This is a genomic window from Vibrio sp. D3, assembly GCF_043995865.1.
In the GTDB taxonomy this organism is placed as follows: domain Bacteria; phylum Pseudomonadota; class Gammaproteobacteria; order Enterobacterales; family Vibrionaceae; genus Vibrio; species Vibrio diabolicus.
In genome coordinates, this window is sequence record NZ_CP171886.1 from 614,444 (window position 1) to 640,211 (window position 25,768).

At 43.9% G+C, this 25,768-nt stretch carries 13 protein-coding genes; 5 read left to right on the top strand and 8 right to left on the bottom strand.

Going from position 1 to position 25,768, the window contains the following annotated elements:
- Positions 1-76 precede the first annotated feature (76 nt).
- Positions 77-10,489 carry a tandem large repeat gene (locus tag ACHFJ9_RS02595; protein ID WP_395355114.1) on the bottom strand — a complete coding sequence of 3,471 codons (10,413 nt, stop codon included), beginning with the start codon at positions 10,487-10,489 and terminating at the stop codon, positions 77-79.
- A gap of 381 nt (positions 10,490-10,870) precedes the next feature.
- On the opposite strand from ACHFJ9_RS02595, the gene ACHFJ9_RS02600 reads away from it, so the two are divergent.
- Entirely contained in the window at positions 10,871-11,848 is a 978-nt protein-coding gene (locus tag ACHFJ9_RS02600; RefSeq protein WP_395355116.1) for a M23 family metallopeptidase, read from the top strand.
- A gap of 249 nt (positions 11,849-12,097) precedes the next feature.
- Here ACHFJ9_RS02600 and ACHFJ9_RS02605 read toward each other — a convergent pair whose 3' ends face one another.
- A complete protein-coding gene (locus ACHFJ9_RS02605) occupies positions 12,098-13,027 on the bottom strand; it encodes a LysR family transcriptional regulator (protein WP_006741107.1) in 930 nt (309 codons plus the stop codon).
- Between the two features lie 266 nt (positions 13,028-13,293).
- Between ACHFJ9_RS02605 and ACHFJ9_RS02610 the strand changes: the two genes are divergently transcribed.
- On the top strand, positions 13,294-15,135 hold the full coding sequence (locus ACHFJ9_RS02610) for a 2-oxoacid:acceptor oxidoreductase subunit alpha (RefSeq protein ID WP_395355118.1): 1,842 nt from the start codon (positions 13,294-13,296) through the stop codon (positions 15,133-15,135).
- The gene (locus ACHFJ9_RS02615) at positions 15,125-16,123 is read left to right on the top strand and encodes a 2-oxoacid:ferredoxin oxidoreductase subunit beta (protein WP_395193904.1); all 999 of its coding nucleotides are present in this window, start codon (positions 15,125-15,127) and stop codon (positions 16,121-16,123) included. Before ACHFJ9_RS02610 ends, ACHFJ9_RS02615 begins: the two co-directional genes overlap by 11 nt.
- Before the next feature lie 664 nt (positions 16,124-16,787).
- Here the strand turns inward: ACHFJ9_RS02615 and ACHFJ9_RS02620 are convergent.
- The 5 genes from ACHFJ9_RS02620 to ACHFJ9_RS02640 all read right to left on the bottom strand — a co-directional run bounded on the left by ACHFJ9_RS02620 (position 16,788) and on the right by ACHFJ9_RS02640 (position 22,614).
- A complete protein-coding gene (locus ACHFJ9_RS02620) occupies positions 16,788-17,831 on the bottom strand; it encodes a GMP reductase (protein ID WP_395355120.1) in 1,044 nt (347 codons plus the stop codon).
- A 437-nt stretch (positions 17,832-18,268) separates the two neighbouring features.
- On the bottom strand, positions 18,269-19,810 hold the full coding sequence (locus ACHFJ9_RS02625) for an NAD(P)H-hydrate dehydratase (protein WP_395355122.1): 1,542 nt from the start codon (positions 19,808-19,810) through the stop codon (positions 18,269-18,271).
- A gap of 86 nt (positions 19,811-19,896) precedes the next feature.
- Positions 19,897-20,334 (bottom strand): PAS domain-containing protein, encoded by a 438-nt coding sequence (locus ACHFJ9_RS02630; protein ID WP_005396081.1) that lies wholly within the window; start codon positions 20,332-20,334, stop codon positions 19,897-19,899.
- Positions 20,334-21,338: a response regulator gene (locus ACHFJ9_RS02635; protein ID WP_005396082.1), complete on the bottom strand. Its 1,005-nt coding sequence runs from the start codon at positions 21,336-21,338 to the stop codon at positions 20,334-20,336. Before ACHFJ9_RS02635 ends, ACHFJ9_RS02630 begins: the two co-directional genes overlap by 1 nt.
- Positions 21,339-21,705: 367 nt before the next feature.
- Complete coding sequence (locus ACHFJ9_RS02640) at positions 21,706-22,614, bottom strand: aldo/keto reductase family oxidoreductase (protein ID WP_395355125.1); 909 nt, start codon at positions 22,612-22,614, stop codon at positions 21,706-21,708.
- Between the two features lie 95 nt (positions 22,615-22,709).
- On the opposite strand from ACHFJ9_RS02640, the gene ACHFJ9_RS02645 reads away from it, so the two are divergent.
- Entirely contained in the window at positions 22,710-23,123 is a 414-nt protein-coding gene (locus ACHFJ9_RS02645; RefSeq protein WP_005396084.1) for a helix-turn-helix domain-containing protein, read from the top strand.
- Here the strand turns inward: ACHFJ9_RS02645 and ACHFJ9_RS02650 are convergent.
- A complete protein-coding gene (locus ACHFJ9_RS02650; protein ID WP_395355127.1) occupies positions 23,104-23,682 on the bottom strand; it encodes a hypothetical protein in 579 nt (192 codons plus the stop codon). The two genes, ACHFJ9_RS02645 and ACHFJ9_RS02650, sit on opposite strands and share 20 nt — an antisense overlap.
- 491 nt (positions 23,683-24,173) lie before the next feature.
- Here ACHFJ9_RS02650 and clcA point away from each other — a divergent pair, with 491 nt between their 5' ends.
- On the top strand, positions 24,174-25,577 hold the full coding sequence (clcA, locus tag ACHFJ9_RS02655) for a H(+)/Cl(-) exchange transporter ClcA (protein WP_317397486.1): 1,404 nt from the start codon (positions 24,174-24,176) through the stop codon (positions 25,575-25,577).
- Positions 25,578-25,768: the final 191 nt, after the last annotated feature.

The following is a 25,768-nucleotide window of genomic DNA, read 5'->3' on the forward strand; positions in this document are numbered from 1 at the left end:
ATCAATAAAGGCAATTATTTTGATAAATATCACAAAAAGTCCCAAATAAATAAAGCGAGCTAAACGCTCGCTTTATTTATGCGGCATCTTTAAAGGTTCTGTTCTCGCCAAAATATCGGTTATAGACAGCTCCTAAAGAGGCCGTACTTGCGTAACGATCATAGTTAAATGTTGCTTGAGCCTCTTCAGCAGAGGCAGACAGCTTGTTGGTACCATTCACATAAATCGTCACCGCCCCGTCTTTCAGTCCTGAAAGATCTAAGTCAATTGTCCATGAGTCTGAAAATACGGTTGCCATGCCTGTAGCCTCTGTACCATCAGCGTCGACTGCTTTGATATCTATATACTCACCATCTTCAAACCGTTCACTGCTACCACTTACTGTCACGCTTTCCACTCCAGTAACATCGTTGATAGCATCTAGATGTATTGTTGGTGTGATTGGCAAGGAGTAAGTCGTGTTCTGGCTACCTGTATTCCCTGATAAGTCTTGGTAGTCACGAACCAGCAACGCCACATTGAGCTCTGACGTGCTTGGTACCACCACATCACCAGTCCAAACACTTGGGTCCGCGGTTGCCACTAATGAAGTGATCGTTGTGCCACCTAACTCTGCCGCGGCGGATTGCAGATCTTTATCGAATTCCAGCGTCACCGTCACGCTTTGGCCGATAGATTGGTGCTCAGGCGTAAACGTCACGTTAGTCAGCATTGGTAGGGATTGCGCGAGTGTAAAGCTCTGGCTTTCACTCACTTCAATGCCCGCAGAGTTCGTCCCCGTCACCATCACAGTATAAGTACCGTTGGTTTGGTGACTCATATCAATCGCGTCACTGATCCAAGTGCCACCGGCTTGTACTGTCGCGCTGCTGCTTTTCAATACCGTCGCGCTGCCTTGGGCTTTCACTTCAAGACGCAAGGACTGACCGTCAAAACGTGTCGACGTACCTTCGAATTGTAGCGTGGCGGCTTGCATTTCATTCACACTGCCCACCGGCGTAATAGCTAAGGTCGGCGTGATCGGCATGGAGTAAGCCGTGTTCTGGCTACCGGTATTTCCTGATAAGTCTTGGTAGTCACGAACCAGCAACGCCACATTGAGCTCTGACGTACTTGGTACCACCACATCACCAGTCCAAACGCTTGGATCCCCGGTTGCCACTAATGAGGTGATCGTGGTACCACCTAACTCCGCAGCGGCGGATTGCAAATCTTTATCGAATTCCAGCGTCACCGTCACGCTTTGGCCGATGGCTTGGTGCTCAGGCGTAAACGTCACGTTAGTCAACGTTGGCAGAGATTGCGCCAATGTAAAGCTCTGGCTTTCACTCACTTCAATACCCACTGAGTTCGTCCCTGTCACAGTCACGGTATAAGTGCCATTGGTTTGGTGACTCATATCAATTACGTCACTGGTCCAAGAGCCACCGGCTTGTACTGTCGCACTGCTGCTTTTCAATACCGTCGCGCTGCCTTGGGCTTTCACTTCAAGACGCAGGGACTGGCCGTCAAAGCGTGTCGACGTGCCTTCGAATTGTAACTTGGCGGCTTGCGTTTCATCCACACTGCCCACTGGAGTGATGGCTAAGGTCGGCGTGATCGGCATAGAGTAGGCTGTGTTCTGGCTACCTGTATTCCCTAATAAGTCTTGGTAGTCACGAACCAGCAACGCCACATTGAGCTCTGACGTACTTGGTACCACCACATCACCAGTCCAAACGCTTGGGTCCGCGGTTGGCATTAATGAAGTGATCGTTGTACCACCTAACGCCGCCGCGGCGGATTGCAGATCTTTATCGAATTCCAGCGTCACCGTCACGCTTTGGCCGATGGCTTGGTGCTCCGGCGTAAACGTCACGTTAGTCAACGTTGGCAGAGATTGCGCCAATGTAAAGCTCTGGCTTTCACTCACTTCAATGCCAACTGAGTTCGTCCCTGTCACAATCACGGTGTAAGTGCCGTTGGTTTGGTGACTCATGTTCATTGCGTCACTGGTCCAAGTGCCACCAGCTTGTACCGTCGCACTGCTGCTTTTCAATACCGTCGCGCTGCCTTGGGCTTTCACTTCAAGACGCAGGGACTGTCCGTCAAAACGTGTTGACGTACCTTCGAATTGTAACGTGGCGGCTTGCATTTCATTCACACTGCCCACTGGAGTGATGGCTAAGGTCGGCGTGATAGGCATGGAGTAAGCCGTATTCTGGCTACCGGTATTCCCTGATAAGTCTTGGTAGTCACTAACCAGCAACGCCACATTGAGCTCTGACGTGCTTGGTACCACCACATCACCAGTCCAAACGCTTGGGTCCGCTGTTGCCACTAATGAGGTGATCGTCGTGCCACCTAACTCCGCCGCGGCGGATTGCAGATCTTTATCGAATTCCAGCGTTACCGTCACGCTTTGGCCGATGACTTGGTGCTCAGGAGTAAACGTCACGTTAGTCAAGGTTGGCAGAGATTGCGCGAGTGTAAAGCTCTGGCTTTCACTCACTTCAATACCCGCTGAGTTCGTCCCTGTCACAATCACGGTGTAAGTGCCATTGGTTTGATGACTCATATCAATCGCGTCACTGGTCCAAATGCCACCGGCTTGTACTGTTGCACTGCTGCTTTTCAATACGGCAGCGCTGCCTTGGGCTTTCACTTCAAGACGCAGGGACTGTCCGTCAAAACGTGTTGACGTACCTTCGAATTGTAACGTGGCGGCATGCGTTTCATCCACACTGCCCACTGGAGTGATGGCTAAGGTCGGCGTGATAGGTAATTCGTGAGCGGTGTTATCCTTCCCTATGTTACCAGTCAAATCTTTAAACTGACTAACAACCAAGTCGACACTTAACAGCGTGGTGCTCGGAACTTGTACATCACCAACCCAGACCTTTTTATCTGCCGTTGCGGACAGAGAACTGATGCGATTGCCGCCAAGCATAGCGGTCGCCTCTTGGAGCTCTTTATCAAACTCAAGCGAGACACTCACGCTTTGCCCCACACTCTGGTGCTCGGGGTTAAATGTCACATTGGTCAGTTTTGGTAAGGTTCCTTCAACCGCGATACTTAAGCTGCTTCCTTTTCCAGGAATTGTGTTGGTACTTTGATAGCTATTGTCTTCTACCTGAATAGTGATATTTTTATCTTGTTTTTCTGGGCTGACATAGTTAACCGTCCACGTAATATTGTCTGAAGTCGACCAAGTATCTTGTTTTAACGTTCCTGTTGCACCGCTATCACTAGCGACAAGATGGACATCTGAGATATCAAAGTTCGTAACTTCTTCTGTAAAGTTAAACGCGAGCGTAATCTCTTCGCCTCCAAAAAGAGGGGCGCTTGAGGCGGTAGAGATACTTAGCCCGGGAACGGTTGCCGCTTCCACATGCGCGTCAATAGAACTTTCACTATTGTTATCCACCTTGTCTGTTGCTGCCACCGTGATCGTATGATCGCCTTTAGGTAACAAATAGCTTATGACATAAGGCCCCGCTTCGGTTGTCGGCTCAGTAATCGCTTGAGGAGCCACAGTGCTGCCACCACTCACCGCTTTTGACGTGACGAGATTTAAATTTTTATCTGTAATGTATGCACTAATTTCTAGCTGATACTTATCGTTTGTCGGTATCTTAGAGATTTGATTAGCACTTAAGCCAGAAATACTTGGAACGTCATAATCAACAATAGACTCGATAACTTGTCCATCATAACTTTTGCCTAGTAATTCAAAGCTTGTATTCTCTCTTCCAACTGAGTCCGTCACCGTCACCTTAAGGGTATATACCCCTTGGTTATCGACGGCAAAGTTCATCATTCCATTACCACTAGATGAGATAACATCACCTGAGTAACGCAAGGAATCACCGAGGCTTGGAATAAGCTCCACAGAATATTGTGAAGCTTTCACTCTTTCTCCTTCCACCGTAGATACCGTAAACGGCTGGCTCGCCTTGGTTAAAAACAGTTTCCCACCCTGCAAACTCGTAATTCCATCGAAATCAACTGTGACTTTAGGAACACTAATATCAATGACTTTTCTGATATCAGAATACAGTCCGACGCTATCTGTCGCTTTGATGTCTACTGTGATTGAACCACGCCCCTCTAACTGAGATTTCGGTAGTTCAAAGTACGTAGATGAACCATTCCCATCCTCTACTCTTTCTTCTTGATAACTCGGGTTTAAAACCGAGTAGTTTACTTTTGCGAGGCTGCTACCAGTGTCCGTTATATCAAAACGAAAACGAACATTATCAGGATTTGTTGGCGATTCGGTTACGATAATCTCATCGCCAACACTTGGAGGTGTGTTGTCAACTTTAATATCAACGGTCGCTTCACCGACTCTCGACCACACATCCGTTGCGGTAATAATTGTCCTGATCGTTTTTCCATCAGCATCGCTAGGAAGTTCACTCGTAAATGTTGAACACTTGTAGGTTGGGTCATCTGCACACACTTCCAATTGCGCAAACTTCTCCGGATTATCTTTATAGTTGTAGGATTCCGTTCCAAATCTGGCCATCACATTGTCTAGCCTAGAGTTTTCATACAACTTAATTCTGAATTTAGCGACAAGCTGCTGACCATTAATGGTTGTGTTTCCAACCGGATCAGTAATTTCAACGACTACCGAACCTTTAGGTAATTCAAGCAGCAGATCATGCTCTGGCGTCAAGTTTCCTGCTAAATCAGATACGTTCTTGATTTTGTATTCTTGAGTTGTACTCAGGCCATCAATAATATCGGCGTAGGATTCAGAATACGTACACTTGATATTTCCAACACCTTTGGCACAGGTCGTTGGTGTATAAGCTTTGTTGCCAAGATTACGAACCAACTTTGGATATTTATCTGAACTTTCAGTATTCACGCCTGACAAAGCATCATTGAAAGAGAGCTCAAATGTGAGCATCTTCTTCTTCAAAGCTTCATCAAACCAAACATCACTTCCTTTAAAACTGTATGAGTTACCATCAACGACTGTTGGTGCATCAATATCCACCATCGAAAAATTGAACTTGTTGATCGTTTCACGCCCATTTGTACCCAAGGTTTTAGTGATCAAAGTGACAGGTGCTTTCGTCATGTTTTGCCCAACATTGACACTACAACTGTAAGGTTCTTGCGATACGTTGATAACACCAGAAGTTGGTTGCTCATTAGTTGGTGGTGCATCTAGAGAGTTGTACTCTTCACGAACCCAACACTCTAACGTTTTGGCTTTGACCGCACTCAATGTAGTAAAGGTGACATCAAGAACACCATCAGATAAGTAGTTTTGGAAGTCCAGCGGACTTGCAACCGAGAGAACCACGCCTTCACGCTGTACGCTAAAGGTTTGGTTTACTTTTCCAACCTTTCTGTCTTTTTCGTCAAGGTAACGAACTTTGTTGTAAACCTTTATATCAAGTTCATAGTTACCATCTTTGGCAATTTGTGTAGAAAGCAGCGTTGCCGTCCAAGTGCCATCTGCGGTTTCTGAGAACGTAAAGTTAGTCCCGTTTTGCTCTCCAGAAAATCTATACGTTGAGTCAATTCGATCAACGCCACTATCATCAACAATATCAAGCGTAAGTACGATATTTCCATCTTGATAGATGGTGTTGTTTGTAATTGGCGTTCCATCCGTGTAACTCATCGCTAGCGTTACCTGCGGGATGGAATTGTACACTTTAACGGTAAAATCTTGCTCACCACTGGTTAAGGTTGTGTTGCCACGAACATCAGACCCTTTTAAACGAACCTTGTGTGTACCCGTACCTAAATCACCAAGGCTCACTTTGAGATCTTCATTGATTTTTTTACCTGGAGATCCAGGTAATGGCTCAAGATAGCTAAACGTCCAATACTCTAGGCTTTCTCGATTTACGCCATTAATTGAAACATCACCGTTGGCATTTAGGTCTAACGCCGTTAGGTCAAAGACATAGTTTCCTAAGTAGTAGTCATTCGCATTGAAACCACTTAACCCTAATGTTGGCCCATCACGATCAAGAATAACCTTGCTCGTGTTAGAACTAGATTCAAAACCGTAAATATCGGTTGCTTTTACATACAGTGACGTCGTTTTTTCATCTTCAGAAATGTCTATTTTATCTGTGTCACTCTTAATGAGAGACATTACAAACTCTTTAGATGAATCCGTTGGCACAATTGTCTTAATTGGCGAATCTTTACCATTCTGATATAGAGAGACTTGCTCAATGTCTGAATCGTCTATTACAGATTTAAATCGCACGTTGAACTCACGCCCGACAACATAGTTCTCTTTGGACAATGTGTCTTCAACCCAAGGCGTATTTAGGATGATTTCTGGACCTTTGTTATCGACTTGGAATGTGAATTTCCCTGTTGTACTAACATTGGCAGGGTAAGCGTTGTCCGTCGCAGTGACATAAAATTCATTCCATTCATCGTAATCAAATGCTTTTGAAACCAGTTGGACTTTGACGTCAGGTTGTTCACCAACTAGGTATGGTACGTCACACGTCTCTGTTAGAGGGTCACAGCTTTCTAATGTCAGTGCCTGACCAGACCCTCGGCGAAGATCTATTTTTACATTATTGCCGGGGCTTAACGTCCCCCAATCAATGACAGGTGTCCATTGGTTGTTACCGCCTAAACGGCTTTGGACCTGCTCACTTTTTACAATAGGAGCTTCAGAGTCGATACGAATATTGAATCTCGGAGCCGTGCTAGTTAACTCTGAAACGGAGTTACCTAAATTATCCTCTGCCGCTGCAACGACTAGCCAATCACCATCACCCGGGTAAATCGTCGCGCCTTGATTTGAACAAAGCTCCCCCGTACATAATTTGACTTTAAAGGCGTCTTTCGAGTTATTCGCAAAGTCCTCTGGTGTGTATGTGACTTTTTCACCCGTTTGCTGGTAGAAAACAAGACCTCTTGAAGAAAGCTTGTCACCCACAACGTCTTCAACCTTGAAGGTCAATTCATGGGTATTTTTGGCATTTAAATAAATACCGTCTTCTACAGGTTTACCATCGACATCATTAGGTGGGAGGTAACTCGTTTTAGGGAAATCATTATCAATAAATACCGTTTCTATGAACGGATCTTTGCCATCGTAACCATACGCATTACCATGTGGGTCCATGGCACTGGTTTCCACAGCAAACTCTACAATATCTTTTAGTTCACTAGACTGAGAGTTAAGGGTAAAGAGGTACTCTTTTCGATAAGCATTGCTGTTGCCAGGGTTCTCTACAATGTTAATGTCCAGCGGTATTTCAATGTTTGGCTCACTGGCTTGATACCACATCGTGCTAAACTTCGGACCATAAGCGTCGGTTTCTACAATACCAGAAGGATCGTCTAGGATAATTTTAGAAACAACTTCACCAGCAATATAAAGCCTATTGCCAACCATCGTCTCTCGACCGCTTTCAATCGTTAATTTTGGCTGTGGAGGCAAGATATCGATACTGCTACCCTCTGTATCAAAAATGTTCTTACCATTTAAGTTAGGATTAGCCATCGAAATATCATCAGCATAGAGCTGCGCGATATTGGTCTCAATACCGTATTTGCTCGCCATGATTTCGTAATACGATTGCGCTAAATCCTTTCGATAAGTATCGGAACCGAATTGATAAGAATCGAGCATAACCTGACGTCCACCAACACCAATACCATTCGCTTTTCCATCAAAGCTCAAATCATCGTAAATAGCGGAGGCAAAATCTAATGAGTTATTTCTCGGCATTCCTTGAGCAATACTATCGATGGCTTCGACAAGAAATCGGTGTAGATAATCGTTTGATGGCTTTTCTGGAATCGCTTTAGTAGCAAGCATTTCGTTAGTTGCATAAGGCACAACCGTTGGATCAAACCCAAAGAATGAGTTGTTGTTCGTGCCTGATAACGCGTAGCGCACCTCATCAAGAATTTGAATCGCACGCTCAGAAGTTTTCTCTCCGGCAGTGACTTGATCCCACTGGAAATCAAACAAGCTAGTCTGATATGTCGATAGTTCAGTAATATAGTAAGTCTGAGAGCCATTGAGCTTAAAGTACACGCCAATATTGGCCTTGTTTAAATCAACCGTTACTTTTTTGGTTCCTGGATCTCTTTTCCATTGATAGTAGTATGGCTCGCTGCCCTCGATACCAATTAAACGAACACGCATGAAGTCATAATTCACAACATCAGTTGTGGTTTCACAACTCGCGACGTCAAGAGCCATTGATTGGTCACTTTCCAATTGTTGGATAGTGGTACAACTCGCAAGTGAAGTGAATTCACCATTTGGACTCAACCCTTCAAGTTGAGCTCGCGCACCAATAAATGGTGTCACCACTTTTATAGTTGGCAGATCAAAGCTACTTCTAAAATATACTTCTCTTGGAGTGCTTTCGTTATCAGACTCATCGACGGTTTGAATGACTAACTTCTGACTACTGTTTTCTGATACCGATTTAAAGCTGTCACCCAAAATATCTCTTACAAATGGAATGTAATAGATGACATCCTCTACACGCCCATTACTGTCTAACAGCGTTTCGTGCGGAATTTTTGCGATGTAATCGTCATCTGATGCAGTTGTATCAATAACTTGCTGAAGTGAGTAGTTGTTATCGTTGTTTTGGCTTACGTAGTACTTGACGACGAGCTTAAGCTTATTAGCGTTGGAGCCTAAAACCGTATCGGTATTTACGTCTGATACTTTCACACGAACATAAGGGATTTTATTCTCTTTCAATAAATTAGCGTTGAAGTTACTAAAATCTATCCCTTTTAATGAGTTCTGAATCCCTATACTTGCGTACGCATAGTCAATCTTTAGGAAATCGCGGCTTGCTTGAACATTGTCTGGGGTATACGTATCTTGAGAGTAGATACCATCGTAAGTGGTTCGTTCACCATCTAAACCGACATTTACGTACGTCATTGACGCACCTTCAGGATAAGTAATCGTTTGTGCTGGCGCTTGATCGTCACGACTTACTGCATGCTGAGCGGTGCCCGTATTACCTTTGCTATCCTTCGCTCGAACCTCAAAGACCGTCGTAGATAGGAATTCATCAGTTGGGTAAGCCTTGCTAAACTCACAAGCATTTCCAGACTCTACAGTGACAGGAGAACATGTGACGTCCTCATGTAAGCCATCTTTAAATGAAATACTGACCGAACTTATCTCTTGCGAGCTTTCTTTTACAACCCCTTTCAGAACATACTCTTTAAGTTGATTATTAATTGCACTCGCCGATGTAATATCAATAACAGGCGCATCGTTATCCCATTCAAAGTTGATATGAAGACCCGAATGGCTGCCTGGAATTAACTCATTACCCAATACATCCGCTGTATATAAGACTAATCGTGCTGCTGTTACGTTTGAGAGCCCTGTGGCAGGGTTCATATCCACACTATCGATCTCTTTGGTATTAATGTTAACTTTAACGTTGGTCTCTCGAAGGCCAACTTCAAAATCATCAAATTCAACCGAACAGAATGTGCTTCCAAAATCTTGTATGTCGTTACATTGAAATTCACCAGACCAAGAGCCATTAACCTGATACTGAATAAAGGCGGATACGTCTTCTACACCGATAGCATCAACAATCTTTAGATCAACTTTATCGGTGCCAGCGAGCACATCACTGTCCGTACGAGTAACTATTGGCGCATCTGTATCGATATCCGTACCATCTCGCGGTGGAATGACGCCATCAGTACTGCCATATGTACCTAAGTCATTAAGCTTCTTACTAAAGTCGACATAGTCTGCGGCATCAGTACCAGAGATATTGACACTTGGATCGTTTACCACGATCAGAACATGCTGAGATAAATCACGTGTATAAATGTCGCTATTTATCTTTTTCTGTCCAAAGCTGAGGGGAGTCACTGCTCCTGAAGTCTGGCTCACTTCAAGACCATCAAGAACACCATCTGCAATAACATCCCTATATTGGATGTCAGCGAAATGCATTGAAGTGTAGACGTTATCGCTGTTGCCGTATTTTTTTATAAGATCGTAAGAGTAAGACGAGTATGCAGTTAATAAAGCGCCGTATTGATGCCCAGCACTAGCAAAACTGCTTTGCCCACCTTTGGTTATATCAATAGGTTTGGTCTCATTTACGTCAAACCCATACATGCTATTGATACTATCCAAAGCAGTTGAAAAGGCACTCTCATCTGTGGATCCTTGAGAAATTTTGTACTTTGCCAAGCCTGCTGCCAAGTTCGACAGCGGAGTAAGCATTAACTTTTGCTCACTCCCCTCTTTAAAGTTCACAACACCTTCAAATTTAAGTGTCTTCGCATTGCTCACTGATACCGTTTCATTCGTAAACGGGTCGGTATAACTCCCCTCTTTTGCAACAACAAAAAGAGGCATTGAAGACGATTCAAACTCTAGCAGATAGTTTCCGAACGCATCAGACGTCGTGTTAGCCAACTTCCGGCCTAAGTTTCCATTTTTGAACTCGAAAACCTCAATCTTTGCGCCATTTACAGGGGCGTCAAAAACCATACCGGAAATGCTTCCTTTGCTTCTAGCTGGAGGTGTGTTGTCTCCTCCATCACCACCACCACATGCACTCAATAAAAGAGATGTAAGCGTAAGACCTAATGTTAATTTCAGCGTATTTTTAGCGAACATAGTAATTTGGCAAAATATATTTTGCCGAGATTATATTATTGTAAAATATTTTCTCAACATGACAATAACACCATTTAAAAAGCCAAAAACACCAGGCCAACCGTCACTTTTACTAAATTATTAAATTAAAATCATCACCTATAATTATTCACTTAGTTAAAACGGAGGAATTAGCCATACTTTAATGCTAGGTTTTATTTAAAATATTATACTCTACGCACAACTGTCAGCCTTGATAAACCACCAAAACTAATGACTATTTTGATAATAAAAAGGAGTATGCGAACTCCTACCGCAACCCTTCTCACCATTGCCTTACTCATTTTTATTGGCGTGTCGCTTTCTCACCACATCCTCACTCCCATGGATAGACTGCCTACCGTTAAGCCTTTGGAGTTCAAGAATGAGGGAGTTCAAACGCCTTTTGAGGTGGGTACTCTTAGACAAAAAATCACCATAGGTGTGGTTGAGTACTCGTTTGTCGCTTCATTGTTAAAATCAGGGATAAGTCAAAAAGAGATTAATTTGCTATTGGCCCTTATTAAAAGTAACTTTAATATTATTGATTCAGTTAAGAGAGATGACCATTTTATCTTAAGAACTAAGTTAAATAGTAGAAATGAAACCTATATTAGTTCTTTTTACTATTTAGGTAGTAAAACCGATTTATTTATTATCAATGATGGGAAAGGTAACATATTTGATGAACATGGCGTGTCAATAAAAAATAAACTCCGATTTTCAGACCCCTTTGATAAAAGCTACAGAGTAAGCTCTGGCTATGACTTAAAACGAACACACCCAGTAACTAATATAACGACTCCGCACTTAGGCACTGACTATGCAACACCAGTAGGTACACCGATTCGTAGTATTGCTGATGGTATCGTTTTAAAGTCTCGTTACAACCGTTTTGCGGGCAACTACATTAATATCCGCCACACAAGTGGTGCGGTATCACGCTACCTACACTTATCTCAACGCAACGTCCACGTTGGCGAGAAGATCAGCCGAGGACAAGTGATAGGAAAAACGGGTAACACAGGAAGAACAACAGGGCCGCATTTACACCTTGAACTGCACATTAATGGTATTCCGGTTGATTACGAGCGATACATTCAAAAGCACCCAAACACTGACGTTAATATAGAAATGCTAATTGCAGCGAGAAAAGAAAAAGCTGAATTAACAACGGAATGGCAACGGTATATGCAGTCAAATCGGCAATAAAATACTTCGGTTCGATCTTTCTTCATTTATCTGAAGCGAGTCCTCGTAACCCTCTGAGCGCTTCAAGTCCTGTCGCCACTTTCCAAGTTCAGGACAAAAAAGAGCTGCTATATGCGGCTCTTAATGATGCAAATCTTTGTTTACAGACCCATGAGTTAATATTTTTGTGGGCACAACTAAATGTAGAAAACTTACTGGCACGTAACACGCTTAAACTTCAGAAAAAGCTATCGTCCTCCAGTAAGAGCTTTAATGGTTCAGCATCCAACTGCTGTTGATCGCCTCTCCCTGCTCATCAAGTTTATGAATAATATAGTCGATAAACACTTTTACTTTCGCGGGCACAAACTTACGACTTGGATAGTATATATAGACACCCTGACCATCGGTTCTTTGAGGTTCAGAAACCAACATCAGTTTACCTTGCTGTACTAAGTCTCGAGCAAGATATTGGGGCATCAGTGCAATCCCTGCTCCTAAACTCGCTAAAGAGGCCATCGCATAACCATTGTCTACTGTCACTTGATGTGTAGGACTAAATTCTACTAATTGCCCATCTAAAGGCATCGTCAAGGTAAGCAAGCGCCCCGATTGTTTATAGCGGTACATTATCCATTTGTGCTGGTTAAGCGCTTCAACACTCTGAGGCCGACCAAACTTCTTTATGTACTCCGGACTGGCAAACATACCCATATCAATAGGACATAATCGCCTCGCAATCAGGTTGCTGTCATTTAGTCTCCCGCTTCGAATAGCAACGTCCATCCCACTCTCCAATATACTGGTGTATTCATCGGAAAAGCTAAGATCCAACTTCACTTCAGGGTAACGTTCGCAAAACTCTGGAATCAGCGGAGTTATATAGTTTTGCCCGAACGATAAAGGAAGGCTGACACGAAGTGTACCAAACGGAGATGCAATACTTTGATGAAGCTGCTCTTCACTACTTTTGAGCAAGTTGATCACTTCTCTTGCCGTCTCAAGGTAGTTAAATCCCGCTTCAGTGAGCTGGAGTTGACGTGTTGTACGGTGCACTAAACGAACACCCAAATCCTGTTCTAGGCGAGCAATCGCTTTACTAACAGTAGAAGGCGACTGCCCTAATTGATTCGCGACTGCTGTAAAGTTCCCTAAGTCCACAACAGATACAAACAACTTTATTAATGACAACTTATCCATAACGCTCACAATTAATGAAAAATAATCACATCTAATATGACAGAAAAAGTATTTTTGTGTCATGCAAACTTTTCTAGTATTTCGGAAAAGCATACCTAGCTATAGATATTTCTACTGACCTCAGAGACGACAAATAAAGCCAACACCATTAACTCTACACTCAAAATGCTCGGGCTTACGGCATTTTCTCCAACCTTTAATTCCATTGCATCTCATTAAGTGCAATGAAACATACTGAACTTGCTCTAACACGGTAAGAGGTTTTAATGACAATAATTCAACTTAAACGCGAAGTGATCTGTTTTGCTGGCGATTCTGGAGATGGTATCCAATTACTTGGAGAACGCTTTTCAGACAACTCGTCGAAACAAGGAAACGATGTCATGACGTTACCTGATTATCCAGCTGAGATAAGGGCTCCGGCAGGAACCACATCTGGAGTATCGGCTTTTCAGATGCAATTTGCCTCAACAGAGATTTATACTCCTGGCGACGATTTTTCAGTCTTAATCGCTCTGAATGCCGCTGCATTAAAAACCAAAATCTCACAACTCGTTGAAGGCGGTTTGGTGCTTATTGATCTCGATGGTTTTAATAAAAAAAACCTTGAGCTTGCTGGCTATGAATCTAACCCATTGAGCGATGGTAGCCTCGCAGATTATCGAGTGATTAGTGACAGTTTTACGCGTTTAACCGTTCAATCTCTTTCTGAGTTAAACATTGCGCCTAAAGTAGTGAAGCGAAGCAAAAACTTTTTTATGCTTGGTATTGTTTTATGGATTTACAGCCGTCCGCTAGAACCGACCATTGAATGGCTAAATAATAAATTCGCTGACAATTCGCAAGTGAGAGAGGCAAACACTTTAGCCATAAAGTCGGGATTTAATTATGCTGAAACAACCGAAATATTCAGCGACTGTTTTCAGGTTGCTCCCGTAGCAGATAAAGCAGGCTTGTATCGCACTGTTTCAGGGAACGAAGCATTATCGCTTGGGTTAATATGCGCAGCAGAAAAACTCCAACGCCAGCTATTTTTGGGCTCGTACCCCATAACACCCGCCTCAGATATTCTACACACGCTATCAACCTATCAACACTTTGGGGTTACGACATTCCAAGCAGAAGATGAGATTGCAGCTGCTTGTTCAGCTTTAGGCGCATCTTATGCTGGCGGTTTAGGAGTCACATCAACGTCTGGCCCTGGATTATGTTTGAAAGCAGAGACCATTAACCTTGCCGTAATGGCGGAGTTGCCAATGGTTGTTATCAACGTACAACGTGGAGGCCCCTCAACTGGTCTACCGACTAAAACAGAGCAATCAGACTTGCTTTTGTCTTTGTATGGTAGAAATGGGGATTCACCACTCCCAGTGTTGGCTCCTGCCTCTCCTGCAGACTGCTTTGATATGGCAATCGAGGCCTGTCGAATTGCCACTACATTTATGACGCCAGTGATCTTATTGAGTGACGGCTACTTAGCAAACGGCTCCGAATCTTGGCTCGTGCCCAACCCTGATGAGATTAAGCTCACTGCCGAGGCAACAAAAGCAAAAATAAGCCCGTTTTATCCCTATGTCCGTGATGACGTGTATTACAGCAGAGAGTGGGTCACGCCTGGTACAAAAGAGAAAATGCACCGCATTGGAGGATTGGAAAAGCAAGCGATTACTGGCAACCCTTCTCATGATCCTGAAAACCACCAGCGCATGACTGATGAAAGAGCAAAAAAAGTAAATAACATCTGCCATTTCATCCCTAAACAAACGCTAACAGGCAGCACTCAAGACTCACTGCTAGTACTAAGTTGGGGAGGCACGCAAGGTTCTGTGTCGACCGCAATTGAGCATCTGAGAAAGCAAGGCGCATCGGTTGCCCACGCCCATATTAAGTATCTAAACCCGTTTCCAATCAATTTGGAAGAGATCATTAGCCAATTCAAACATGTGCTTGTTTTTGAGTTGAATAACCAGCAACTCGTTAAAGTGATTCGCTCACAATATGCCATTTCTGCCCGCTCCGTAACCCAAGTTAAGGGGTTACCATTCAAAGTTCACGAGGTCATTGAGTCTATTAACCACCACCTGAAGGATATTAAAAATGACGGCTAAGGTACTCAACCGCAAAGATTTCGCATCTGATGTTGAAGTCAAATGGTGTCGAGGCTGTGGTGATTTTAACGTATTAAAAACGATGCAATCCGTTCTAGCACGATTAGATCGAACTAAAGAGAACACCGTATTCATCTCAGGGATTGGCTGCTCATCTCGTTTTCCTTATTATCTCGATACTTATGGATTTCATACGATTCACGGCCGTGCCCCTGCCATCGCTACTGGTGTAAAAGCGAGCAATCCAGAGTTAGATGTTTGGGTCGTAACCGGCGATGGTGACGCACTGAGTATTGGCGGAAATCACTTTATTCACGCGATTCGACGCAACCAAGACATTAAAATTTTGCTTTTTAATAATGCTGTCTATGGACTGACCAAAGGCCAATTTTCCCCGACAAGCGAACAGGGCTTCATTTCTAAGTCGAGTCCTGAAGGCTCTCCCGATCAAGCGCTTAAACCTTTGGCATTGGCAGCATCCGCAGGTGCTACGTTCATAGCACGAACATCAGACAATGATCCTGCACACATGACGATGGTGTTAGAGGCTGCCGCCGCGCATTCGGGCATTGCTGTAGTTGAAATCCTGCAAAACTGTGTCATTTTTAACGATAAAGTGCACGAACCTTACAACGGCCCAGCTAATAGAAGCGAACATCTACTTTATCTCTCAAATAATGAACCGTTATTGTTTGGTAAAACACACTCAAAAGCGTTGATCAATAGAGGGTTTGGTTTCGAGATTGTCGAATCAGAGGCCCCGAACCTTTTGCTCCACTCCAGTCAATACGAGGAGTCATACTATGCTTATGCGCTTGCTAACTTGAGCTATCCAGACTTTCCCGTACCCGTGGGCGTTTTTCGTTCAGTGACTCGACCTACTTTTGATCAGGTCACTCGACATCAAAAACATCAAGCAACTCTAAAATATGGTCAAGGCGACTTAACCGAATTGCTCAAACAAAACAGTTATGAGCATCTCTGCTAACAATTGAAAGAGCCAGCTATTGAGGCAATCTTCCCTACAAGGATGAAACTAAAAGGTTTCCGATTCTAGTTGGCGACTTGCTGAATGATGAGTTGATAAGGAAGTGTGGTGGTTGCAGATATCCATCACACTAAAAAGAGGCTCTATAATGAGCCTCTTCTGTTTTTTAAATAGTGACATCGTCACTATAGTTAATATGAATAAAGCTTAAGGCAAAAGGTATCATAAGCTCACTCAATTAATTGACAACGTAGATTGCTTACAACGTATTCCAAGCCAAGTTGGATTGCATATAGCAGCTGAAGTATCGGGGTGCGCGACACAAATGGTAAATAAGCTTGCTTCATCCAATGTAGCGGTTTATCCATCATCGCATTTTTCTATCAACAATCATTCTAATGCCCTCTTATTTGGATTTGGCATTATCCCTAGCCAAAAAATAGAAGAAGCATTCGATATTATTCAATCAGTATTAGATTAAACCGGAATAGTAGCAAGCACCTCATCATAAAGCAGATATAAAATTGCCCCTTCAAAAATGTCATAAACTTAAAAAGTCATAGACTTATGAAGAGGCAATATCAATTATATTTGCACCAAATATCAATACATGGTTTTAAATATCAATTTATGGTTGTTTCAACACTTGTTACATTCAGTCGATTTACTCTTTACCGAACACGTTGTTCTCTTGTTCTTGAACGCGGATGAATGTAGTACGCTTGGTTAGCTCTTTAAGCTTTGCTGCACCCACGTATGTACAAGTTGAGCGAACGCCGCCAAGGATGTCTTGGATAGTGCCGTGAACACTTCCACGGTAAGGTAATAGTACGGTTTTTCCTTCGGCTGCGCGGTAACCAGCAACACCACCTGAGTGCTTCTCCATCGCGCTCTTCGACGACATTCCATAGAACTTCATGAACTTCCCGCCGTCTTTCTCGATCACTTCGCCGCCTGACTCTTCGTGGCCCGCTAACATGCCGCCTAGCATAACAAAGTCCGCACCGCCGCCGAATGCTTTGGATACATCACCTGCGCATGAGCAACCGCCGTCACCAATGATCATGCCACCAAGGCCGTGCGCTGCATCGCCACACTCGATGATTGCAGAAAGCTGCGGGTAACCAACACCCGTTTTTACACGAGTTGTACAAACTGAGCCAGGGCCAATGCCTACTTTCACGATGTCTGCACCAGCGAGGATCAACTCTTCACACATATCACCAGTAACCACGTTACCCGCAGAAATCACCTTGTCTGGGAACTCTGCTCGCACGCGTTCAACATACTCGACTAAATGCTCTGAGTAACCATTTGCAATGTCGATACAGATGAAAATAAATTCATCTGAAAGCGCCATAATATCTTTGGTTTTTTGGAAGTCTGCGTCAGATGTTCCCGTAGACACCATTACGTTATTCAGGGTTGCTTTATCAGCTGATTTAGCAAACTCAGCCCAATCTTCTACCGTGTAATGTTTGTGAACAGCAGTCATTACACCATGCTCAGCTAGCGCTTTAGCCATTGCAAAGCTACCAACCGAATCCATGTTTGCTGCGATTACAGGCACACCAGACCATTGACGACCACTATGCTTGAATGTAAAATTGCGGGTTAAATTTACTTGAGAACGGCTCTTAAGGGTAGAACGTTTCGGGCGAAACAGTACATCTTTAAAACCTAACTTAAGTTCTTGTTCGATACGCATTGTGTAATTCCTTGATTCATATGTATATGTGTCATCTCAGAGTGCGTAGTGATTTCGTTGGCAGACGAGTTCACTGTTCTTCGGACACAAAAAAACCGGAGCGTTGGCAGACGCTCCGGTTTTCAGCATTATAGGCTGTGATTTATTTCCTACAAGTCTGATATTTGAATTTTTTTTGTGATACCATCTTGATAATCGCATATCAAAAACACTCTTCAAGTCGTTATTTTTTCTCATTATTTATAATTATCAACAACTTAAGAAAACGTTTAAGTTAACCTATTGCGCAAACCTTTGCGTCATACCTTTAAAATGAAAACGCATCACCTCTCAAATCTGCCTAAAACTCAATCACCTAATACTAAGATGCGCTGCTAATTCGGAAAAAGTACTCCAAAAAAATCGATCATTTTTTCATAGTGATGGGCGAGATCTAGCTACGTCCTATCGATTTGTTGAGTAATAGCGGTACGAAGTGTGCCTATAACATCACTTGCCAAAAGACCAATTTGACCATGCTGACTCACGTTTATATCCGCAGCATGACTGTGGAGTACCACACCTAAACGTGCCGCAATGGAAATGGGTAACCCTTTAGCTAGCAACGCACCAATAACACCAGATAGCACATCTCCCATTCCGCCCGTCGCCATTCCGGCGTTACCCGCTAGGCAGACGTACATTCTCGTTCCATCGTAAATAAGTGTTCCCGCGCCTTTTAAAACCACCACACCGCCATAACGCTCTTGCAGTTGTCTTGCAGCAGAATATCGGTCACTTTCTATTTGTTGAGTGGTTACATTTAATAGTCGAGCTGCCTCTCCAGGATGCGGCGTGATCACTCGCTGGTTGTCGCACACCAAAGTGCCATCACATCGTTGGCTTAGCATCGCTAGAATATTGAGCCCATCAGCATCAACAACTTTAGGTTTCTGTTCTTGAGCCAGATATTGATAGGCTTGATAAGCCCACTCATCATCACCAAAACCTGGACCAAACACCAATACTTCAGCCCAGCGAATGCGTTTGGTTAAGTCGTTCTCAGTATCCCTGAGTAAGTCAGCGGTGATGCTTTGGCTCATTACTTCTGGGCAGCCAATCTGTATTGGAATAAGGCTACTCGGGTGAGTAATTGCGGCAGTTAAACCCGCTCCGGCTCTAACCGCAGCGGAGGAACATAAACGAATCGCTCCTGACATACCTTGGTTACCACCGACGCAAAGTAGTTTGCCATTGTCACCTTTGTGTGCTGTCGGGTTTGGCTTGGGCATTAACCTTGAAACAACCTGATGATCAATACCTAGTGCACTTTCTACTTCGATAGAATCAAACTCAACATTTACACCCAATCCACAAAAGTGGAGTTCACCAACTCGATCTCTCGCTTGTCCGGTGCACAAGCCTTGCTTAACACCAATGAAGGTTACAGTATGCTCAGCATGAATGGCATCGCCTAAAATAGCACCTGTATTTGCACACAACCCGGAAGGAATATCGACTGCAATCACTGGGGTGTGAATTTGATTGATTTGCTCAATGTAGCGACGGTACTCCGAACGAACCTCACCACTTAAACCAGTGCCTAACATGGAATCAATGATCACATCGGCTTCTAGCAATGCGGTATTCCACTCATCCCAATCATTGTTAACACCATCGATGGACTGCCAATCTTGATATGCGCGTAAAGCATCACCTTTGAGCGCAGTCACATCACCAAGTTGGAAAACCTGTACATTGAGTTGCGCTTGTTTAGCAAGCGAGGCAAATACGTATCCGTCACCACCATTATTCCCTTTGCCACAAATGACTAAGATATTTTTTGATTTGGGATACAAGTGTAAAAAACGCTCATACACAGCCATACCTGCGCGTTGCATTAGGCTATACATAGAAACACCAGCCATTTGCGCTGCCAGCGTTTCACCGTTTTTTACTTGTTCTGAGGTGTAGAGTTTTAGGGCGAGATTAAAGTCCATCTTCACGTTCTGCGCATTAGGAAACACAATTATAAGTATACAAAAAAGCCAAGGCGAACCTTGGCTTTTGAGAAAGTTTTTTATCGCTACTGACTCTGAGACATCAATGCTTCAGCCGTCGCGTCTTGTATAGATAAAAACAACGAATTAATTTTTCCAGTCGGTGTACGCATGGGGTTCAGCGTAACGTTCTGGTACATAAACTCCGCTTGCTGAGTGACAGGACGTACGTTACGGCAGCGGAACAAGTAAGGACGCTGGCGCCACGTAATAAAGCTGCGGCAACCTAAATCATACACGGGCTTTGTTTTTAACTTAAACCATTCCTGCGGGATTTCAGGGAAGATATCAAAGATAGAACGACCAATTGCATCATGAGATTGCAAACCACTGTGATGAGTCATAAACCCATTCCACACTTGCACATTATAATCTCGGTCAATGACGACGAGCCCCATGTCGACGTTTTGTACCATGTCTACCATCCAATGGAATTGTTCAAACTCTGCTGGCATATTCAACATTAGAACTCCTCCATTAGATATGACAGTTTGTTATCGAGCAGCGGCAAAGATTCATCGACGAACATAAACAATAAATCACAACGGATTGACGTTCCCTCAATGTTGTAGCTCACCTCGAATGTCATGGTGCGGCTGAATGCGCCCGTCGTAGACTCAATGATCGAATCAATTGATATATGCTGACCAAGAAGCACTGGAGGGCTTTGGAAGAATCGCACTTCAGATTGTTCGCCCAAGCCATTTAAGAATGACCCCACCAAGATATTGGAAATATCCATGAGCAGCTCAAGCTCTTCCAGTTCGTCGCTATCAGCTGGCACTTTCATCAACTTCTTGAGATCCGATACGCTCGAATCGCTCAAAATCACCAGCGCTTCACCCGCAATACCTTCGCCACAAAAGCCCTGACAAACGCCCGATACGTTGTCATGCGACGCTAAGTCACGGAGAGCCATGTGTAGTTCACTCACTTCGAAGATATTAACGTTCGGAAGCGGTAACTGCACAAACACATCAAAGTGACGCGCCAATGCATCTGCGGCTCGACCAATAGAGACGTTCGCCACTTCCATGTAAATATCGCGACGACGTAAAATCGGTAACTCAATAGAAACTGGCGTGATAATTTGAGGACGAGGCTCTGGCTCAACCAACTCTTTAAGCGCATTCTTGAGTTCATCTTTGGCGATCGGTTTTTGAATAAACGCTTTTGCACCCAGTGCGAACACACGTTCTTTCGCTTTAGGTTGGATATCCCCCGACACCACAACCACGGGAGTTTTATTCCCTAACCGCTGCATGTTTTCTAGTGTTTCAAAGCCATCCATTTCTGGCATGGTCAAATCAAGAAACATCAATTTAAACTCGTTCTTTTCGAGTTCTTCTAGCGCATTTTTTCCGTGGATAGCAAACGTAATATCGGCATTCAATGTGGCTGGTAGTGATCTCGCCATCTGTTTGCGTGCTAACGCTGAATCATCACAGATGAGTACGGGAAAAGACATTCAATCACCTTTTTATATTCCACAATCTGCGCCGGAGTCTAACAGATTGTTACAGCATGTAATACGAGAAAACTGACGAGTTTTTATTTCTTTTTTTATTCAATAAGCATACGCAATATGAATGGATGAGTGAACAAAATGGCGAAAAAGCAAACATCCCATTCGCTGTTTAGTGACATGAAACAAACATGGATAAAACGCCTCCATTAAAAATAAGCACAAAGTTGCATTTTAAATTAAAAATCCGTTTTTACTCCCACTCTATCTGCTCAGTATGAGTACTGGGTAAATCGGTATCGCGTAGCAATAAAAAAGCACCCTTTCATAGGGTGCCTTGAATAATGTATTCATCAATAAAATGTCACGTCTATGGCACACAGTGACCTTTAGAAGCCACCCATACGCGATACCATTGCTCTCGAGTCAATTCGATATTCAGCGCATTTACTGCCGTTTGCACACGCTCAATCTTACCAGAGCCAATGATTGGAATTGGGTTAGATGGCAAACGACGTACCCAAGCGTAAATCACTTGGTCAATGCTAGTCGCCCCCACTTCTTCGCGAATCGCTTCTAATTCGTTGCGAACACGAACGGCTTGCTCACTGTCACCACTGAAGATTGAGCCACCACCGAGGCAAGACCAAGCCATTGGTCGCGTGCGCAACATTTGCATTTGATCAAGCGTTCCATCATGTGCAACTTCAAAATTAAGCGGGTTAATTTCCACTTGGTTAGTCACAAGAGGCTTACCTAAACGGGATTGCAACAATTCAAACTGACGTGGAGTAAAGTTAGATACACCAAAGTGCTTCACTTTACCCACTTTGTGTAGCTCTGAGAATGCTTCAGCCACTTCATCGGCATCCATTAACACGTCAGGGCGATGGATTAAAAGCACATCGATTTCGTCCACATTCAAACGCTCAAGCGAGTTATTCACCGATTGGTAGATGTGAGCGGAACTCGTATCATAGTGATTAATCTTACGCTCTGGTGTTTTATCTCCGCACAGATTGATATCACACTTTGTGACGATCTGAATCTGCTCTCGCACACTCTTATCGAGAGCAAGTGCTTCACCAAACAATTTCTCACACTCGTAATTACCGTATATGTCTGCGTGATCGACCGTGGTAATGCCTAACTCAATATGTTGCTTGAGGAATGACAAACGCTCTTGAGCAGTCATGCCCCAATCAACTGCACGCCAATATCCTTGGACCAGCTCTGAGAATTCAGGGCCTTTTGGTGCAGTCACAACTTTTGCAACCATGGTTTTTCTCCTTCAATTGATCTGCGTTCATCGTAGTCTTGTTTTCACATCGGCTCAACGGGTAAACTTTGGCAATTCGAACTGGAGTACGAAATATGTCTTTTGCCCAACGCCTAGCCACCTTGATCGGAGAAGAAAGCATCAGCGGATTTGCACGACGCGTTGATGTGTCTGAAGCTTTAATACGCAAATATTTAAAAGGCAGTGAACCGAGCCTAACGAAAGCAAATCAAATTGCGATGCGAGCCAACTGCTCTCTTGAATGGTTAGCGACCGGATGTGGTTATTTATATCGCCGCGCTGAAGTCGTAGATATGGATGCGTACAAACTTGCATTTCAACACGTTATGAATCAGCCGTTGCCAGATGAGGCAGAAGAACAGCACCGTAAGCTCATCGCTGGCTATCAATACCTGCGTGCGCACAAAAAATCGGATGGATTTTTGGACGAGTCTGCGATGGCGACCTTCCTATCTCTCCATAAAGAATCTAAAAACGAGTCACTTTAACATCGATAATTTCGCCATCGCTGTGCAATTCCACATTTAAAGACGGTGATGGCGACGCAAACTCGTCCGGTTTTACCCAAAATAAGCTTCGAATCGTTTCTTGCGGATAGCGGTTTATCAACAAGATAACTTCTTTATCGACAAGCTCAGAAGATTTCTTTTCCAGCGCTTCAACGACGCCATAGTGTTCTTGTCCGATAGTTATGTTGCGTAAAACTAATCCGTCTTTTCTTAAATTGAGGATTAAGTCATTGAGACTTTGCCATTGATATTCGGTCAAAAAAGAGAACTGAGCACTGTCCTTTCCCAAAACAACTTCACCATACAGATGCTGCTGATAGTACGAAAAATCGTCCAAACAAAATGTGCTGATATACGTTGAAACATCTTGCTGCTGCACGTCACAGCGATACCAGCTTCCCCTTGTCTCTATACGCCCTTTTAAATTGGAGTACGGCATTGAAGACAACGTGTCCTGCCACCAACTCGGCGTCGAAAATGCTGGAAACGTTACCGAAAAACAACATAAAGAAAACAGGACTCGAGGATAAAAGCGCATGAATTACTCTGGTTGATTAACATCGAACCCAGACATTACCGACTAGTAGAAATTGTTCAAGATAAAAATAGTGGCAGGTAGTGCGGAAAGTTGTAGAGCAGAAATTAAGAAGGCGCACATTTGCGTGCGCCTCTACCTCGTTACTCAATCGTGAGTGTGCGAATCGAAGATGTCTATTGATGCATCCCGAACATAAAACGAGGACTTACCGTAGGGTTTGAATCCATCCAAATTGTGTGTAAAACCTCACATCCCTCCTTCTGAAGCAGTCATGTTGCTTTACACCTAAAGCATGGTTCATTTTGCTCAAAAAACAAGTTTTTTATCCCAAATTATGAGAGTAATAGCACAGTTTTGGTGAATGAATGATATCGCGACACTTCGAACACTCAATAGTGAAAAGCTAAATTGCATCTTTATTGATTAGGTCTAGACTCTGCGAAGCGTATACTTTCTCGCGTCCCTTCCACCAGCAACAGGAGAACTTGTTAATGACCAAACGAGAGAGAATTGTGAAATCTGTGTTAGCGCACGTACCGAAAGATGCGATTAACCAGTTTGTCTCTCGAGGGTCCACATCATTTTCTGTCCTGATTATGGCCGCAATCGTTGGCACACTAGCTGGTTTTGTCGGCACTTACTTCGAACTTGCGGTTCATTTTGTTTCTGAAACCCGTACCGAATGGCTGAGAAGCGAAATCGGTAGCGTACTTCCTCTTTGGCTTGCTGCGGTGCTGATCAGCGCGTTGCTTGCTTTTATTGGCTACTTTCTTGTTCACCGCTTTGCCCCAGAGGCGGCGGGCTCAGGTATCCCTGAAATTGAAGGCGCGATGGACAACATTCGCCCTGTGCGTTGGTGGCGAGTCCTGCCAGTAAAATTCTTCGGCGGCATGGGCGCACTTGGCTCCGGAATGGTGCTCGGTCGTGAAGGCCCAACGGTGCAAATGGGCGGTGCTGTCGGTCGAATGGTGACCGATATTTTCCGTGTGAAAGATGACGATACTCGTCATTCCCTACTCGCTTCAGGTGCCGCTGGTGGTTTGGCTGCCGCCTTTAATGCCCCACTCGCTGGCATTATGTTCGTTGTGGAGGAAATGCGACCTCAGTTTCGCTATTCTCTGATCTCAATTCGCGCGGTGATCATCTCTGCTATTATGGCCAATATTGTGTTTCGTGCCATCAACGGGCAAGACGCTGTCATCACAATGCCGCAATATCACTCTCCAGAGCTTCAGTCCCTTTGGTTATTTTTATTGCTTGGCGCATTGTTTGGCGTATTCGGAGTGATCTTCAATAAATTGATTACCGTGGCACAAGACAGTTTTGTCGCAATTCACAAAAACGATCGTAAACGCTATTTAATTGTGGGTTCACTACTTGGTGGCATTTTTGGTCTGCTTCTCTTATACGTGCCGCAGCTAACTGGCGGCGGCATCGGCCTTATTCCTGATATTACCAATGGCAACTACTCGGTATCCGTTTTAGTTCTGCTTTTCTTTGGTCGCGTCATCACGACGTTGCTATGCTTTGGCTCTGGTGCGCCGGGTGGTATCTTTGCACCTATGCTTGCTCTGGGGACCTTGTTTGGCTATGCATTCGGAGCGAGTGCTGATGTGTTGCTTCCTACGCTTGATATCGAACCTGGCGTATTTGCTATTGCGGGCATGGGGGCCCTGTTTGCTGCAACGGTACGCGCACCGATCACGGGCATTTTGTTGGTGATTGAAATGACCAATAACTACTACTTAATTCTACCACTTATCATTACTTGTTTAGGTGCCGTGATTATTGCTCAGTTGTTTGGCGGACAACCGATTTACAGCCAGTTGCTACATCGTACAATCAAAAACGATAAGTTACGTCAGCAGGATCTTCCTGAAAACCAATCGACATAATTCTCGCTTGGTTATTACTTCGCTCCAGACTATCGAAGGGTTTGGAGCGATAAACTCTACATTTTTACATCTTTTCCAAAATATTCGATACCAAACTCACAAAAACACCATTCTCTGATATTTCCTCACCACCTTTCATGAGTAAGCACTCTCTAAACTTGCTAGTATTCGCTACTCAAATAGAGCATTTC

Bases quoted from the DNA above. Each gene is read 5' to 3' on its own strand.
- ACHFJ9_RS02650 (WP_395355127.1), bottom strand. From the start codon at position 23,682: ATGCGCTTTTATCCTCGAGTCCTGTTTTCTTTATGTTGTTTTTCGGTA.
- ACHFJ9_RS02630 (WP_005396081.1), bottom strand. From the start codon at position 20,334: ATGTTGAATATGCCAGCAGAGTTTGAACAATTCCATTGGATGGTAGAC.
- ACHFJ9_RS02645 (WP_005396084.1), top strand. From the start codon at position 22,710: ATGTCTTTTGCCCAACGCCTAGCCACCTTGATCGGAGAAGAAAGCATC.
- ACHFJ9_RS02605 (WP_006741107.1), bottom strand. From the start codon at position 13,027: ATGGATAAGTTGTCATTAATAAAGTTGTTTGTATCTGTTGTGGACTTA.
- ACHFJ9_RS02600 (WP_395355116.1), top strand. From the start codon at position 10,871: ATGACTATTTTGATAATAAAAAGGAGTATGCGAACTCCTACCGCAACC.
- ACHFJ9_RS02610 (WP_395355118.1), top strand. From the start codon at position 13,294: ATGACAATAATTCAACTTAAACGCGAAGTGATCTGTTTTGCTGGCGAT.
- clcA (WP_317397486.1), top strand. From the start codon at position 24,174: ATGACCAAACGAGAGAGAATTGTGAAATCTGTGTTAGCGCACGTACCG.
- ACHFJ9_RS02640 (WP_395355125.1), bottom strand. From the start codon at position 22,614: ATGGTTGCAAAAGTTGTGACTGCACCAAAAGGCCCTGAATTCTCAGAG.
- ACHFJ9_RS02625 (WP_395355122.1), bottom strand. From the start codon at position 19,810: ATGGACTTTAATCTCGCCCTAAAACTCTACACCTCAGAACAAGTAAAA.
- ACHFJ9_RS02615 (WP_395193904.1), top strand. From the start codon at position 15,125: ATGACGGCTAAGGTACTCAACCGCAAAGATTTCGCATCTGATGTTGAA.
- ACHFJ9_RS02635 (WP_005396082.1), bottom strand. From the start codon at position 21,338: ATGTCTTTTCCCGTACTCATCTGTGATGATTCAGCGTTAGCACGCAAA.
- ACHFJ9_RS02595 (WP_395355114.1), bottom strand. From the start codon at position 10,489: ATGGTTTTTGACGCCCCTGTAAATGGCGCAAAGATTGAGGTTTTCGAG.
- ACHFJ9_RS02620 (WP_395355120.1), bottom strand. From the start codon at position 17,831: ATGCGTATCGAACAAGAACTTAAGTTAGGTTTTAAAGATGTACTGTTT.